The sequence below is a fragment of the Salinicoccus jeotgali genome, assembly GCF_055379195.1.
In genome coordinates this window covers 1,583,896-1,597,500 of the sequence record NZ_AP043830.1, presented here as the reverse complement: position 1 = coordinate 1,597,500, position 13,605 = coordinate 1,583,896, and the positions used below count along the sequence as shown (strand labels likewise).

At 47.8% G+C, this 13,605-nt stretch carries 9 protein-coding genes, 25 tRNA genes and 2 rRNA genes (1 of these 36 only partly in view); 35 read left to right on the top strand and 1 reads right to left on the bottom strand.

Features of this window, described 5'->3' with window-relative positions:
* The 27 genes from ACZ43I_RS08265 to ACZ43I_RS08135 form a co-directional block, all read left to right on the top strand.
* A 23S ribosomal RNA gene (locus ACZ43I_RS08265) occupies positions 1–2,728 on the top strand (it extends 149 nt beyond the left edge of the window).
* Between the two features lie 89 nt (positions 2,729–2,817).
* Positions 2,818–2,932 (top strand): 5S ribosomal RNA (gene rrf, locus ACZ43I_RS08260).
* Between the two features lie 34 nt (positions 2,933–2,966).
* Positions 2,967–3,042: transfer RNA gene (locus tag ACZ43I_RS08255), tRNA-Val, on the top strand.
* A gap of 9 nt (positions 3,043–3,051) precedes the next feature.
* A tRNA-Thr gene (locus ACZ43I_RS08250) sits at positions 3,052–3,127 on the top strand.
* A 16-nt stretch (positions 3,128–3,143) separates the two neighbouring features.
* A tRNA-Lys gene (locus ACZ43I_RS08245) sits at positions 3,144–3,216 on the top strand.
* 6 nt (positions 3,217–3,222) lie between these two features.
* Positions 3,223–3,304 (top strand) — tRNA-Leu (locus ACZ43I_RS08240).
* 6 nt (positions 3,305–3,310) lie between these two features.
* Positions 3,311–3,385 (top strand) — tRNA-Gly (locus tag ACZ43I_RS08235).
* A gap of 11 nt (positions 3,386–3,396) precedes the next feature.
* Positions 3,397–3,485, top strand: a tRNA-Leu gene (locus tag ACZ43I_RS08230).
* 15 nt (positions 3,486–3,500) lie between these two features.
* Positions 3,501–3,574: transfer RNA gene (locus ACZ43I_RS08225), tRNA-Arg, on the top strand.
* An 11-nt stretch (positions 3,575–3,585) separates the two neighbouring features.
* A tRNA-Pro gene (locus ACZ43I_RS08220) sits at positions 3,586–3,659 on the top strand.
* 12 nt (positions 3,660–3,671) lie between these two features.
* A tRNA-Leu gene (locus ACZ43I_RS08215) sits at positions 3,672–3,753 on the top strand.
* Positions 3,754–3,769: 16 nt separating this feature from the next.
* Positions 3,770–3,845: transfer RNA gene (locus ACZ43I_RS08210), tRNA-Ala, on the top strand.
* 21 nt (positions 3,846–3,866) lie between these two features.
* Positions 3,867–3,940, top strand: a tRNA-Met gene (locus ACZ43I_RS08205).
* 4 nt (positions 3,941–3,944) lie between these two features.
* A tRNA-Ile gene (locus ACZ43I_RS08200) sits at positions 3,945–4,021 on the top strand.
* 24 nt (positions 4,022–4,045) lie between these two features.
* A tRNA-Ser gene (locus ACZ43I_RS08195) sits at positions 4,046–4,138 on the top strand.
* Between the two features lie 18 nt (positions 4,139–4,156).
* A tRNA-Met gene (locus tag ACZ43I_RS08190) sits at positions 4,157–4,230 on the top strand.
* Between the two features lie 10 nt (positions 4,231–4,240).
* Positions 4,241–4,316 (top strand) — tRNA-Asp (locus tag ACZ43I_RS08185).
* 14 nt (positions 4,317–4,330) lie between these two features.
* Positions 4,331–4,406: transfer RNA gene (locus ACZ43I_RS08180), tRNA-Phe, on the top strand.
* A 16-nt stretch (positions 4,407–4,422) separates the two neighbouring features.
* Positions 4,423–4,498, top strand: a tRNA-Thr gene (locus tag ACZ43I_RS08175).
* Between the two features lie 18 nt (positions 4,499–4,516).
* Positions 4,517–4,597 (top strand) — tRNA-Tyr (locus tag ACZ43I_RS08170).
* Between the two features lie 7 nt (positions 4,598–4,604).
* A tRNA-Trp gene (locus ACZ43I_RS08165) sits at positions 4,605–4,678 on the top strand.
* Positions 4,679–4,680: 2 nt separating this feature from the next.
* Positions 4,681–4,756: transfer RNA gene (locus ACZ43I_RS08160), tRNA-His, on the top strand.
* A 4-nt stretch (positions 4,757–4,760) separates the two neighbouring features.
* Positions 4,761–4,832 (top strand) — tRNA-Gln (locus ACZ43I_RS08155).
* Between the two features lie 6 nt (positions 4,833–4,838).
* A tRNA-Cys gene (locus ACZ43I_RS08150) sits at positions 4,839–4,912 on the top strand.
* Positions 4,913–4,923: 11 nt separating this feature from the next.
* Positions 4,924–4,998: transfer RNA gene (locus tag ACZ43I_RS08145), tRNA-OTHER, on the top strand.
* Between the two features lie 62 nt (positions 4,999–5,060).
* Positions 5,061–5,135, top strand: a tRNA-OTHER gene (locus ACZ43I_RS08140).
* 15 nt (positions 5,136–5,150) lie between these two features.
* A tRNA-Leu gene (locus ACZ43I_RS08135) sits at positions 5,151–5,235 on the top strand.
* 423 nt (positions 5,236–5,658) lie between these two features.
* On the opposite strand, the gene ACZ43I_RS08130 is transcribed toward ACZ43I_RS08135, so the two are convergent.
* Complete coding sequence (locus ACZ43I_RS08130) at positions 5,659–6,888, bottom strand: IS110 family RNA-guided transposase (RefSeq protein WP_344703124.1); 1,230 nt, start codon at positions 6,886–6,888, stop codon at positions 5,659–5,661.
* A 505-nt stretch (positions 6,889–7,393) separates the two neighbouring features.
* Between ACZ43I_RS08130 and ACZ43I_RS08125 the strand changes: the two genes are divergently transcribed.
* From ACZ43I_RS08125 to ACZ43I_RS08090, 8 genes are all read left to right on the top strand, one after another.
* Complete coding sequence (locus tag ACZ43I_RS08125) at positions 7,394–7,924, top strand: YceI family protein (protein WP_344702175.1); 531 nt, start codon at positions 7,394–7,396, stop codon at positions 7,922–7,924.
* Positions 7,925–8,046: 122 nt separating this feature from the next.
* Positions 8,047–8,697, top strand: coding sequence for an HD domain-containing protein (locus tag ACZ43I_RS08120; RefSeq protein ID WP_344702177.1), 651 nt, complete (start codon positions 8,047–8,049; stop codon positions 8,695–8,697).
* 45 nt (positions 8,698–8,742) lie between these two features.
* Positions 8,743–10,038: a D-serine ammonia-lyase gene (locus ACZ43I_RS08115; protein ID WP_344702179.1), complete on the top strand. Its 1,296-nt coding sequence runs from the start codon at positions 8,743–8,745 to the stop codon at positions 10,036–10,038.
* 84 nt (positions 10,039–10,122) lie between these two features.
* Positions 10,123–11,253 (top strand): tRNA epoxyqueuosine(34) reductase QueG, encoded by a 1,131-nt coding sequence (gene queG / locus ACZ43I_RS08110; protein ID WP_344702181.1) that lies wholly within the window; start codon positions 10,123–10,125, stop codon positions 11,251–11,253.
* 9 nt (positions 11,254–11,262) lie between these two features.
* Positions 11,263–11,733 (top strand): tRNA (uridine(34)/cytosine(34)/5-carboxymethylaminomethyluridine(34)-2'-O)-methyltransferase TrmL, encoded by a 471-nt coding sequence (gene trmL / locus ACZ43I_RS08105; protein WP_344702183.1) that lies wholly within the window; start codon positions 11,263–11,265, stop codon positions 11,731–11,733.
* Between the two features lie 10 nt (positions 11,734–11,743).
* Entirely contained in the window at positions 11,744–12,481 is a 738-nt protein-coding gene (nfsA, locus tag ACZ43I_RS08100; protein ID WP_344702185.1) for an oxygen-insensitive NADPH nitroreductase, read from the top strand.
* A 306-nt stretch (positions 12,482–12,787) separates the two neighbouring features.
* Positions 12,788–13,381 (top strand): sugar phosphate isomerase family, encoded by a 594-nt coding sequence (locus ACZ43I_RS08095; RefSeq protein WP_344702186.1) that lies wholly within the window; start codon positions 12,788–12,790, stop codon positions 13,379–13,381.
* An 8-nt stretch (positions 13,382–13,389) separates the two neighbouring features.
* Entirely contained in the window at positions 13,390–13,584 is a 195-nt protein-coding gene (locus ACZ43I_RS08090; protein WP_464761440.1) for an SAS053 family DNA gyrase inhibitor, read from the top strand.
* Positions 13,585–13,605 lie beyond the last annotated feature (21 nt).

The following is a 13,605-nucleotide window of genomic DNA, read 5'->3' as shown; positions in this document are numbered from 1 at the left end:
AGGTGAATACATAGCCTGAGAGAGGTAGACCCGGGGAACTGAAACATCTTAGTACCCGGAGGAAGAGAAAGAAAAATCGATTCCCTGAGTAGCGGCGAGCGAAACGGGAAGAGCCCAAACCAGTCTTTGACTGGGGTTGTAGGACACCGAAAAAGCAGATTGAAGCGAGCAGAAGCGACTGGAAAGTCGCACCATAGGGGGTAACAGTCCCGTATGCGAAGCTTTGATGTGTGGCGGTGTATCCTGAGTACGGCGGAACACGAGAAATTCCGTCGGAAACCGGGAGGACCATCTCCCAAGGCTAAATACTTCTTGGTGACCGATAGTGAACCAGTACCGTGAGGGAAAGGTGAAAAGCACCCCGGAAGGGGAGTGAAATAGAACCTGAAACCGTGTGCTTACAAGTAGTCAGAGCCCGTTAATGGGTGATGGCGTGCCTTTTGTAGAATGAACCGGCGAGTTGTGATTGCATGCGAGGTTAAGCAGCGAATGTGGAGCCGTAGCGAAAGCGAGTCTGAATAGGGCGTCTAGTATGGGGTTGCAGACCCGAAACCAGGTGATCTACCCATGTCCAGGCTGAAGTCCAGGTAACACTGGATGGAGGGCCGAACCGACTTACGTTGAAAAGTGACCGGATGAGGTGTGGGTAGCGGAGAAATTCCAATCGAACCTGGAGATAGCTGGTTCTCTCCGAAATATATTTAGGTATAGCCTCGTGTTAGCATCGTGGAGGTAGAGCACTGTTTGGACGAGGGGCCCATCCCGGGTTACCGAATTCAGACAAACTCCGAATGCCACCTATGTGATGCACGGGAGTCAGACAGCGGGTGATAAGGTCCGTTGTCGAGAGGGAAACAGCCCAGACCACCAGTTAAGGTCCCAAAATATATGTTGAGTGGAAAAGGATGTGGCGTTGCACAGACAACTAGCATGTTGGCTTAGAAGCAGCCATCATTTAAAGAGTGCGTAATAGCTCACTAGTCAAGTGACGCTGCGCCGAAAATGTACCGGGGCTAAACATATTACCGAAACTGTGGATCAATTATATTGATGGTAGGAGAGCGTTCCGATTGCAGCGAAGCATGATCGTGAGGACATGTGGAGCGATCGGAAGTGAGAATGCCGGTGTGAGTAGCGAAAGACGGGTGAGAATCCCGTCCACCGAACGACTAAGGTTTCCAGAGGAAGGCTCGTCCGCTCTGGGTTAGTCGGGACCTAAGCCGAGGCGAAACTGCGTAGGCGATGGATAACAGGTAGAAATTCCTGTACCGGTGATGTGTGTTTGAGCGATGTGGTGACGCAGGAGGAGAAGCAGAGCGTGCGGAAGGAAGTGCACGTCCAAGCATCGAGTCGTCAGGGTAGGCAAATCCGCCCTGTGTAACGACGAGATGTGATGGGGAGCCGAAAATAGTAGGCGAAGCTGTGGGTTCACACTGCCAAGAAAACCCGCTAGTGAATACATTACCGCCCGTACCGCAAACCGACACAGGTAGTTGGGAAGAGAATTCTAAGGTGAGCGAGCGAACTCTCGTTAAGGAACTCGGCAAAATGACCCCGTAACTTCGGGAGAAGGGGTGCTCATGAAAATGAGCCGCAGTGAATAGGCCCAAGCGACTGTTTATCAAAAACACAGGTCTCTGCCAAACCGAAAGGTGACGTATAGGGGCTGACGCCTGCCCGGTGCTGGAAGGTTAAGAGGAGCGCTCAGCGTAAGCGAAGGTGCGAATCGAAGCCCCAGTAAACGGCGGCCGTAACTATAACGGTCCTAAGGTAGCGAAATTCCTTGTCAGGTAAGTTCTGACCCGCACGAAAGGCGTAACGATTTGGGCACTGTCTCAACGAGAGGCTCGGTGAAATCATAGTACCTGTGAAGATGCAGGTTACCCGCGACAGGACGGAAAGACCCCGTGGAGCTTTACTGTAGCCTGATATTGAACCTCGACCTCACTTGTACAGGATAGGTGGGAGCCGTTGATGCGTGGACGCCAGTCTACGTGGAGGCACTGGTGGGATACCACCCTGGTGATGTTGAGATTCTAACCCGCACCCGTAATCCGGGTGGGAGACAGTGTCAGGTGGACAGTTTGACTGGGGCGGTCGCCTCCTAAAGAGTAACGGAGGCGCTCAAAGGTTCCCTCAGAATGGTTGGAAATCATTCATAGAGTGTAAAGGTATAAGGGAGCTTGACTGCGAGACAGACACGTCGAGCAGGGTCGAAAGACGGACTTAGTGATCCGGTGGTTCCGCATGGAAGGGCCATCGCTCAACGGATAAAAGCTACCCCGGGGATAACAGGCTTATCTCCCCCAAGAGTTCACATCGACGGGGAGGTTTGGCACCTCGATGTCGGCTCATCGCATCCTGGGGCTGTAGTCGGTCCCAAGGGTTGGGCTGTTCGCCCATTAAAGCGGTACGCGAGCTGGGTTCAGAACGTCGTGAGACAGTTCGGTCCCTATCCGTCGTGGGCGTAGGAAATTTGAGAGGCGCTGTCCTTAGTACGAGAGGACCGGGATGGACATACCACTGGTGTACCAGTTGTCGTGCCAACGGCATCGCTGGGTAGCTATGTATGGTCGGGATAAGTGCTGAAAGCATCTAAGCATGAAGCCCCCCTCAAGATGAGATTTCCCCATTAGATCCCTCAGAGATGATGAGGTAGATAGGTTCGGCGTGTAAGTGTGGCGACACATTGAGCGGACGAATACTAATCGATCGATGACTTATTCAAATGAAGAAAACCGTGTATGGTTTACTACGCAAACGCATTGCTTCTATCCGGTTTTGAATGTCCAAGGGGCATTCAAGCATGCCATATTGTCCGGTGGCAATCGCGGAGAGGCCCCACCTGTTCCCATGCCGAACACAGCAGTTAAGCTCTCCAGCGCCGATGGTAGTTGGACTGACGTCCCGTGAGAGTAGGACGCCGCCGGGCAGTATTTGGAAATGCAGAATGAAAAATGATTTGAGGAGAATTAGCTCAGCTGGGAGAGCATCTGCCTTACAAGCAGAGGGTCGGCGGTTCGAACCCGTCATTCTCCACCATTTTAATAAGCCGCTCTAGCTCAATTGGCAGAGCAACTGACTTGTAATCAGTAGGTTGGGGGTTCGATTCCTCTGGGCGGCACCATTTTTTGAAATATCTTGAGCCATTAGCTCAGTTGGTAGAGCATCTGACTTTTAATCAGAGGGTCAGAGGTTCGAATCCTCTATGGCTCATGACTTGCGGGTGTGGCGGAACTGGCAGACGCACTAGATTTAGGATCTAGCGCCTTCGGGCGTGGGGGTTCGACTCCCTTCACCCGCATCATCAGCGGAAGTAGTTCAGTGGTAGAACACCACCTTGCCAAGGTGGGGGTCGCGGGTTCGAATCCCGTCTTCCGCTCCATTGTTTAGTTCGCCGGGGTGGCGGAACTGGCAGACGCACAGGACTTAAAATCCTGCGGTAAGTAATTACCGTACCGGTTCGATTCCGGTCCTCGGCACCAGTATAAATATCATATGCGCCCGTAGCTCAATTGGATAGAGCGCTTGACTACGGATCAGGAGGCTAGGGGTTCGAATCCTCTCGGGCGCGCTTTAAAAAAACGGGAAGTAGCTCAGCTTGGTAGAGCACTTGGTTTGGGACCAAGGGGTCGCAGGTTCGAATCCTGTCTTCCCGACTCTTATTAAATGCGGGTGTGGCGGAACTGGCAGACGCACTAGAATCAGGGTCTAGCGCCTTCGGGCGTGGGGGTTCGACTCCCTTCACCCGCACTTACACAGATTATATGGGGGCTTAGCTCAGCTGGGAGAGCGCCTGCTTTGCACGCAGGAGGTCAGCGGTTCGATCCCGCTAGTCTCCACCATTTATTCTAATATGTTATTATGGCGGTGTAGCTCAGCTGGCTAGAGCGTACGGTTCATACCCGTGAGGTCGGGGGTTCGATCCCCTCCGCCGCTATATTGGACCTTTAGCTCAGTTGGTCAGAGCAAACGGCTCATAACCGTTGGGTCGCAGGTTCGAGTCCTGCAAGGTCCACCATGTTTTAATTGCATAGTTTCATACGGAGGAATACCCAAGTCTGGCTGAAGGGATCGGTCTTGAAAACCGACAGGGGCTTCATCGCCCGCGGGGGTTCGAATCCCTCTTCCTCCGCCATTTTTATTATTCTATTATCGCGGGATGGAGCAGTTCGGTAGCTCGTCGGGCTCATAACCCGGAGGTCGGTGGTTCAAATCCACCTCCCGCAATTATTTAAGTGGTCCCGTGGTGTAGCGGTTAACATGCCTGCCTGTCACGCAGGAGATCGCGGGTTCGATTCCCGTCGGGACCGCCATTTTAAATTTAAGTGGTTCAGTAGCTCAGTCGGTAGAGCATGTGATTGAAGCTCACAGTGTCGGCGGTTCGATTCCGTCCTGAACCACCATTTGTTATGTTGTGGCGCCGCTCTAGCTCAATTGGCAGAGCAACTGACTTGTAATCAGTAGGTTGGGGGTTCGATTCCTCTGGGCGGCACCATCATATATATATAAGCGTGGAGGGGTAGCGAAGTGGCTAAACGCGGCGGACTGTAAATCCGCTCCTTCGGGTTCGGCAGTTCGAATCTGCCCCCCTCCATATATTTAGGGGTATAGTTCAATGGTAGAATGAAGGTCTCCAAAACCTTAGATGTGGGTTCAATTCCTACTACCCCTGCCATGGCGGTTGTGGTGAAGTGGTTAACACACCGGATTGTGGTTCCGGCATTCGTGGGTTCGATCCCCATCAGCCGCCCCATTATTGGGCTGTCGCCAAGCGGTAAGGCAACGGTTTTTGGTACCGTCATGCACAGGTTCGAATCCTGTCAGCCCAGCTTTAGGGCACCATAGCCAAGTGGTAAGGCCGAGGACTGCAAATCCTCTATCACCGGTTCAAATCCGGTTGGTGCCTCCATAATTTACTAAGCGGAAGTAGTTCAGTGCTTAGAACATGCTTCTTCCTGAAGCAAGACATAGGTTCAAATCCTATCTTCCGCTCCATTTAGTATCCTGGTCTTATATAGGTCAGAGCATCGTAAGATGTAAAAATCAATTCAATATTTGCGGAAGTAGTTCAGTGCTCAGAACATGCTTCTTCCTGAAGCAAGACATAGGTTCAAATCCTATCTTCCGCTCCATTAAAATAATACTGGGCCACCGTGGCGGAATTGGCAGACGCGCTGGACTCAAAATCCAGTTCCCATTGCGGGAGTGCCGGTTCGATCCCGGCCGGTGGTATAATCGATTAATCAAATAATGTGATTTTAGTACGCGCTGCGAGCGGCCGGATGAAACATTTCATCGGGCCGCTATTTTTATGGTTGAAATTAAAGGAGAAGGTATTACGATTAGCAAGAATAAGCCAAAGAACATTGCAACAACAGTAAAAGAAGTACTGGCAAGACGATAAATCAAATAGACAGTTAACAATGGTCTTTAAAAGAATGTTTCCCATTCATGACTGTATTCAAAAGCTCTTCTGTTTAACGGCTTATGCCGTAAGCAGAGGGTTTTTCTTACGATTAGTCAATAGATTACAAGCATATATTCCATATTTTTCATCCCTATCCAGCGGGGCGCCCCGCTGGATAGGGATGTCGGCATGCCAAATAGGCCCTGCTTTTTCAGTTTTTTCGGAGCAGGGGCTGTGGTATACTTGAGTTACGAATTGACGCAGTGGTGGGTGGCCACAGCGTAATCATATCGCTGTCCAACGGTGACAAGATGGAAGAGGCACTTCAAAAACTTGTTCACACAGGCGATGCAGGCAACCTTATGGTGTTTACCATGGGGTTGCTTTTTTAGTTTCCGATAGTAGTCCACCAGATGGTTATCCGCGTGCCTCTGGTTCCGGATCATATTCTCGATCATGTAGTACAGGATTTTCCTTAGATGCTTATTGCCGCGCCGATTGATCTTATCCTTGTACAGAAGGGTGCCGGATTGATGGCGGCGGATGTCGATGCCGGTATAGGCATTCAGCTGATTGGCCGTGTCGAACCGGCGGATGTCTCCGGCTTCAGCGATGATACGGACCGCTGTAATGTCTGCAATCCCTGGAAAGCTCTTCAGGATATGGTATTCCGCCTGTTCCTGAGACATGGCGACCATTTGCTGGATGAGCCGGTGCTTCAGCTCCAGCAGGGTCTGACAGCGTGCAGCATAGTTTCTGAGCTGTTCAATTCGGACGTCATCTGTAGACAGTGCCGGATAGGCATCTGCGGCCGCCGACATCAGCTGATCGGCTTTCTCTTCTGCGCGTTTTCGGGACTGGCGCTTCCCGGTGCTGCCGAGGATCATATTCTTCACTTTCGTTCTGGACAGCACAGTCACCCGATCCGGATGCGGAAACAGTTGGAGGATGGAAAGATACAGGTCGGAAGTTCGGGTAAAGAGCTGCTCCAGTTCCGGGAAGGTCATCTGAACCAGGGCATGGATCCGGGTTCTCAGTCGGACAATCTCCTGCTCCAATTCAGCGTAGTGGCGGGAGAGGCTGCGCATTTCTTCGTAATACCCTTCTTGAACCTGCTTGTTGCGGGGCGGATGGGTAAAACAGGCCTGGGCGAGTTTATGGGCATCACTCCGGTCCGTCTTGTGCATCCGCATGGACAGGCTCTGCATCTTGGCCGCCAGTGGATTGAGCAGCGCATACTCGAACCCGCATGCCTGCATGAAGCGTTCCAATGCCTTTGAGTAGACCCCTGTGGCTTCAAATACAATATCAGGCAGGACGCCATCCTGTTTCCGTTGCGTCTCAATCTGGATCCGGACATTATCAAAAGCCGATCTGGTATGCGTGATATCCCCTTCAAATATACAGTGCTGCCAAGCATCATAGACGACCATGTAGCTGTGTCCCATACTGACATCAAATGCGATGACACTTTTCATTTGGTTCTCCTCCTTTGTTTTAAGCAGAAGTGACCACGTATCCTCATCGATTCCCTTTTCTCATACTCGATCTCGAAGATCCCACATACTGAACCTGATTCAGATAAGGATAGTGGAGCTGGCCCGTTTTTATTCCGGATTCTAAATCCTAAAACCTCGTCGACCTGATCTCCACTCCTACTATATGAAAATAGTACCACAGGACCTGGCCGGGTCCTGTGGTACTAATCTTAGTATGTTTTTATTGGTTATTTTAAAGGTGAAAGTTGATTCAGTTAAATGTTATGGTGGCACGCACTCTACATTTGATTAAATTAATTTCATTCTAGAAAGTGTTTGATATGGGGAAGATAGGGAAGAAAGTAACAACTCTGAAATTAAGAAGAGTTGCAATATGAGGTTCTTCATCTTCAGTGCATTTTAGGTTTGCATTTCTATGGAGCATGAAGTGTAATCATATTATCTCGAATCAAAGATAAATTTTACTACATGGAGGTAATTGACAATGACAGTTTATGTATCTGATCAAGCGCATTCAGAAGTTGCATTTCAAGTTAAGCATATGATGGTGTCAAAAGTAAGGGGAGGCTTCGAGAACTTCCATTTCGAAATCGAAACAGAAGATCTGGAAACTTTTAAAGATGCCAGCCTCTATGCGGAAATCCAAACAGAGAGCATCAACACTAAAAACACCTCACGAGATGAGCATTTGAGGTCCGAAGATTTCTTCAACGCCGAAAAGAATCCGAAAATCACATTCCAGTCTAAAAGTATAAGTAAATCGGGTGAAACGATTTCAGCTACTGGCGATGTTACGATGAATGGTGTTACAAAAGAGAAGACAATAGAACTTGAATATAATGGCAAAGCGATGGACCCTTGGGGCAATGAAGTGCACGGTATCCAAAGTGAGTTCGTCATCAACCGCGAAGAGTTCGGTCTGACTTGGAACCAGAAATTGGAAACAGGCGGCGTCATGGTAGGTAAAGAAGTCAAAGCGATGGTTGAACTCGAGTTTACAGAAAAGACAGAGTAGTATTATTCCATAAAAGCCTCTATGAATTCATAGAGGCTTTTATTAATGCTTTTTATAACGGCTAACTCAAATGCTATAATTGGATCATCTGGTTCACGATGTATACATATGGAGGTTCGATAATGGATAACGAGAAGATTATTGTAGAAGCAAAGGCCATGGTGGGTGAATTTCATGGAGATGACATGACGGGACATGATTATTGGCATGTGATGCGCGTATATAATAATGCATGTATGCTGCAGTCGAAAGAGGGCGGAGACCTCTTTACAATCCAGATTGCAGCATTGTTCCATGATATGATCGACTATAAAATGACAGATGATGAAGGGCGAGAGTTGAAACGCATAAAAACTTTCCTGAGAGAGCATGGTGTGGCTCAAGGCACCGTCGATAGAATCATCCATGCTATGCAGGCCGTATCTTTCAAGGGAGGAACGAACCCTGTAGAGGTTGAAACCATTGAGGATGCCATCGTTCAGGATGCAGATCGACTCGATGCATTGGGCGCAATCGGCATTGCACGTACGATGGTTTTTGGCGGAAGTAAAAACCACAAGCTCCATGATCCAAAAATGCATGCCAGGCAAAACTTGACTTTCGAGCAGTACAGTAAGGAAGATAACACTATAATCAATCATTTCTATGAAAAACTGCTTAAACTGAAAAAACTGATGCATACTAGATCAGCCAAACTACAAGCTGAAAAAAGACATCAATTCATGGAAAGATATCTTGAACAATTCTATAATGAATGGGACGGAACGCTCTAAAATTGCCTTCTTGCCTAGAAAATCTGGAACAGTCAAAAGAATGGAGTGGATGTATTGGATTCTTTGTATACACTAGCGGAACAATGGCCGCTTATAACAGAAATGTCGCGTAAAAAAGAAGTTTTCTGGGAAAATCCAGTATACGGAAAAACCATTGAAGAACCTCAAGGTTTTGAGCTGACCCTAGAAGATATAAAGGAAGCAGATGCACGGTTGAGACGATTTGCACCGTTCATACAAAAAGCCTTTGATGAGACTGTGAAGGATGAAGGAATCATCGAATCACCATTGTTGCCGGCAGATCGGTTCCAAGCGCATCTAGAGAGAGAGTTTCATAAGATGATCAGGGGATCATGCTTCATTAAAGCGGATAATGCTCTGACTGTATCCGGTTCTGTCAAAGCACGTGGAGGCATCTACGAAGTATTGAAGTATGCAGAGGAATTGGCGGTAAATGAAGGGTTGATTGGACTGGATGGAGATTACAGTCGCTTCTCTTCTCTGCCATTCAAGAAATTCTTTTCAGACTACACAATAATTTGTGGTTCGACTGGAAATCTCGGACTGAGCATCGGCATCATCAGTGTAGCACTTGGCTTCAAAGTGACGATCCATATGTCGAGTGATGCAAAACAGTGGAAAAAAGATCTTTTAAGGGAACATGGGGCTGAAGTCGTCGAACATGAAGATGACTACAGCAAAGCTGTGGATGTGGGCCGTCAGGTGGCAATTTCCGATAGGAATAGCTATTTCGTAGATGACGAAAATTCAAAACCACTCTTTACAGGTTATGCAGTGGCGGCACTGCGCTTGCAGAATCAACTGGATGAAGCAGGCATTACTGTAGATGAAAAGCATCCTTTATATGTTTATCTGCCGTGTGGTGTAGGGAGTGCACCAGGCGGCATCAGCTTTGGTCTGAAGCAAGTCTACGGCCAACATGTCCATCCGGTGTTCGCTGAGCCTGTAGCGGCCCCCAGCATGCTTTTAGGGGTGATGACGGGACGGCACGATGCATTGTCGGTAAAAGACATCGGATTGGATAATAACACGGTAGCGGACGGGCTTGCTGTGGGGAGGCCGTCGCAATTCATCGGCAAGCTTTTGGAGAATCAGATCCATTCCTTCTATACCATTGCAGACGAGCAGTTGTATCAGCTGCTTGCAACGGCCTACGACACTGAGGGGATCAAAGCTGAGCCATCTGCGGCAGCAAGCTTTATAGGCCCTATCAAAATGGATGTCGAAGAAGAGGAAGCAACGCATGTTTTGTGGTGTACAGGCGGAAGCATGGTGCCTGAAGAAGTGTGGCATTCGGATTACCAAAAAGGAAAAATATAGATAGCCGAGGGTTGTGGCTAACGTCCGTCTGATAGTATAATATCAAGCGGCATAATAACGTGGTCGAAGAAAGCAGGTGACGAAATGGACCGTGTTGAATTTAAGAAAAAAATCATTGAGTACGCCCATTCAATCGGCATTGATGATATAGGGTTCACCCATACCGAGCCGTTTGTGGAATATAGGGAAAAATTGATTGATTATCATGAGAAAGGCTTTGAATCAGGGTTTGAAAAAGGGACCATCGAGGAGAGGACGGATCCTGACCGCACATTGCAATCAGGGCGCAGCATAATCTCCATCGCGGTGGGATATCCGAATAAACTTCCTGATGCACCTAAAAGTAAAAAGGGTGAGCGGCGGGGCATGTTCGCCCGCGCATCCTGGGGGATGGACTATCATACCTTGCTCAACTCAAGGCTTGAAAAACTCGAAGCCTATATAAAATCCATCGACGCTTCAATCGAATGCAACTCGATGGTGGATACCGGGGTGTTGAGTGATCGTGAAGTGGCGCGGCGGAGTGGTCTTGGTTTCATAGGGAAGAATGGCTTCGTCATAAACCCCACACTCGGAACGTATACTTATCTTGGTGAGATGATCACCAGTTTCCCATTTCCGCCTGATGAAGAATTGATCGACTCTTGCGGGGACTGCAATATATGCGTGGACAGATGTCCTACAGGTGCCCTCGTCGGAAATGGGCAGCTGAATTCAAAAAAATGCATTTCTTTCCTGACACAGACAAAAGGCTTCCTGCCTGATGAATATCGCGGTAAGATCGGCAACAGGCTGTATGGCTGCGATACATGTCAGCAGGTATGCCCGCGCAATAAAGGCATCAATACAAACCACCATGATGATATTGTACTGGAACCTGAAATATTGAAGCCTGAACTTACTGGACTGCTTGAAATATCAAACAGGGATTTCAAGGAGACATACGGGCATCTTGCAGGAACCTGGCGCGGCAAGAAACCCATACAGCGCAATGCGATCATAGCCCTGGCACATTTCAAGGAAGTATCGGCTGTAGATGTATTGAAACGTGTAGCGGAAAATGACCCGCGTCCTGTAATCAAGGGGACCGCCTACTGGGCGATAGGCTGCATACTGGAAAACGATGCACTTGGCTACATTGGAGAAAGATTTAAAATAGAGACGGACGAGACAGTAAAGGAAGAGATGCTAAAAGGCATCCAAGAGAGCGCTTAGGAGGAACATATGGCAAACCATATCGTATTATATCAACCCCAGATCCCGAACAACACGGGCAACATAGGAAGGACTTGTGCAGCAACGGGTTCGACACTGCATTTGATCCACCCACTCGGCTTTTCTACGGACGATAAAATGCTGAAGCGGGCTGGCCTCGACTATTGGCCACATATAAATGTCGTCCACCATGATTCGGCAGAAGCGTTTTTTGAAGCGACTGAAGGGAACTATTACCTGCTTACGAAATTTGCGACAAAACCTTATACGGATATGGACTTTTCGAGTGACGAAGAAGCCCATTATTTCATTTTCGGACGGGAGACGACAGGGCTACCCGACTGGCTCAAGGAGCAGTATGGCGATAGTGCCTTAAGAGTCCCGATAACAGATAAGGTGAGATCTTTAAATTTGGCTAATACAGCGGCGATCCTCATATATGAAGCATTGAGGCAACAAGGTTTTCCGCATATAAAATAGGAGGAGAAAAATGAATTCAGTTACCGAGCTACTACAGGCGCACAGATCGATCAGGAAATTTAAGGAGACGCCCCTGGATCAGGAGACGATTCGGGAGCTGGTGAAATCTGCACAGGCGGCGAGTACATCCAGCTATGTGCAGGCCTATAGCATCCTGGGTGTCACCGATAAAGACAAGAAAGCGGCTTTAAGGGCAATCAGCACCCAACCGTACGTAGAGGATAATGGCCACCTTTTTGTATTTCTAGTTGATTATCACCGCCATATCGAACTGTCAAAAGACAAAGGGACACCGATTTCGCACGATAAGACAGAACAATTTGTTGTAGGTACCGTCGATGCCTCCCTAGCAGCTCAAAATCTTGCTGTGGCGGCAGAAAGCATGGGACTTGGCATGTGTTATATCGGCTCACTGAGAAATGATATGGCGGAGGTCATAGAAATACTTGAATTGCCTGAAGGTGTATTTCCGGTTTTCGGCATGGTAGTCGGTTATCCGGATCATGAGGGCAGTCAGAAAGAACGCCTGCCTTTTGAAGCGGTCTATCATGAAAACACCTATACTCCAACGGCAAAAGTGAAACCGGAGATCGACGCCTACGATGAGAGGATAAGGAGTTATTATGAAGGTCGTACCGGGGGGGAACGGCGAGACAGCTGGAGTGACCAGGTGATCGGCATGCTCGGCAAAAAGCAACGGCTTGATGTGGATGCTGTCGTAAAGAGGCAAGGCTTTCTCGGCCAATAAAAAAAGCAGGCCATGCTATACATGACCTACTTTGAACTTAACTTAGCTTTTCTTCACCGTCATCCTTATATCCATATTCGGAATCACGGCTTGAAGAAAGAATGGCAGTGATAAAGGACATACTGACCATCAATATCAGAAATGCTTTCATAATTAGCGCCTCCTATATTTCCATACATGATAACATTATAAACCATCCAGAAGAAAGAAAAAAGCTGAAAAGGGATAATTTTTGTTAGAATCGCTACTCACCAGGGTAGAATAATATAGATGTTTATAAAACAGAGAAAACCGGGAGGAATTTATATGGCAATGAATTTTAAGATATTCAAGGATAAGACTTTGGTAAACGACTATATTGCAGACATCATAAGAAAGCAAATCCATAACAACCCGACAAGTGTGCTTGGTCTGGAGATGAGCAGTGAATTGGAGGGGAGCTATGGCAAGTTGGTTGAAGAATCAAAAGAACACCCGGCCAACTATTCCCAAATCTATATTGTAGCCATCAATCGGGATGGAAATACTGAAGTATTCAATGAATTGGACATTCCTGAAAGTCAACTGAAATTAGAAGGCACCAAAGAGTCGATGAAATCGGTCCTTGATGACAAAAAACAAGCAAACCTTACAGTGTTATCGATCGGAGCCAATAAAAAGATTGGCTACAACAATGTCGAAGGGAATGAACAATTATTTGAATCACGGGAGATGATTCTTGTGGCCACCGGAAACGATAAGGCTAAGGCAGTGAGAGATCTGTACGACGCGGCAGAGAACGGTCAGGAAGATTTCGCCAAAGTTAAGAAACACCGCATGGTGACTGTTGTCATGGATTCAGAAGCGGCATCCCAGCTTGACCACGATATCGTCGACTACTACACATCAGAGTTTGCGTAAGGTGGGATATGATGAAAAAAGATGAAGAAGTGGATTATAGGAAAGATATCGAACCTGAAAGTAATGAGATGACAGAGGATATGGAAGATGTGAAAGCGCTGGGAAAAGAAATGGAACAGATTTCTCAAAATGAAGATTATCCGATTGATTCCTCGAACGATGAAACACATGAAGAAGACTTAGATGATGAAAATAATGGATAACTGATGAATCCTTCTGTAAAT

Excerpts from the sequence above, each read along its gene's own strand:
- ACZ43I_RS08125 (WP_344702175.1), top strand. The coding sequence starts at position 7,394 with ATGACAGTTTATGTATCTGATCAAGCGCATTCAGAAGTTGCATTTCAA.
- nfsA (WP_344702185.1), top strand. The coding sequence starts at position 11,744 with ATGAATTCAGTTACCGAGCTACTACAGGCGCACAGATCGATCAGGAAA.
- queG (WP_344702181.1), top strand. The coding sequence starts at position 10,123 with ATGGACCGTGTTGAATTTAAGAAAAAAATCATTGAGTACGCCCATTCA.
- ACZ43I_RS08090 (WP_464761440.1), top strand. The coding sequence starts at position 13,390 with ATGATGAAAAAAGATGAAGAAGTGGATTATAGGAAAGATATCGAACCT.
- trmL (WP_344702183.1), top strand. The coding sequence starts at position 11,263 with ATGGCAAACCATATCGTATTATATCAACCCCAGATCCCGAACAACACG.
- ACZ43I_RS08130 (WP_344703124.1), bottom strand. The coding sequence starts at position 6,888 with ATGAAAAGTGTCATCGCATTTGATGTCAGTATGGGACACAGCTACATG.
- ACZ43I_RS08120 (WP_344702177.1), top strand. The coding sequence starts at position 8,047 with ATGGATAACGAGAAGATTATTGTAGAAGCAAAGGCCATGGTGGGTGAA.
- ACZ43I_RS08095 (WP_344702186.1), top strand. The coding sequence starts at position 12,788 with ATGGCAATGAATTTTAAGATATTCAAGGATAAGACTTTGGTAAACGAC.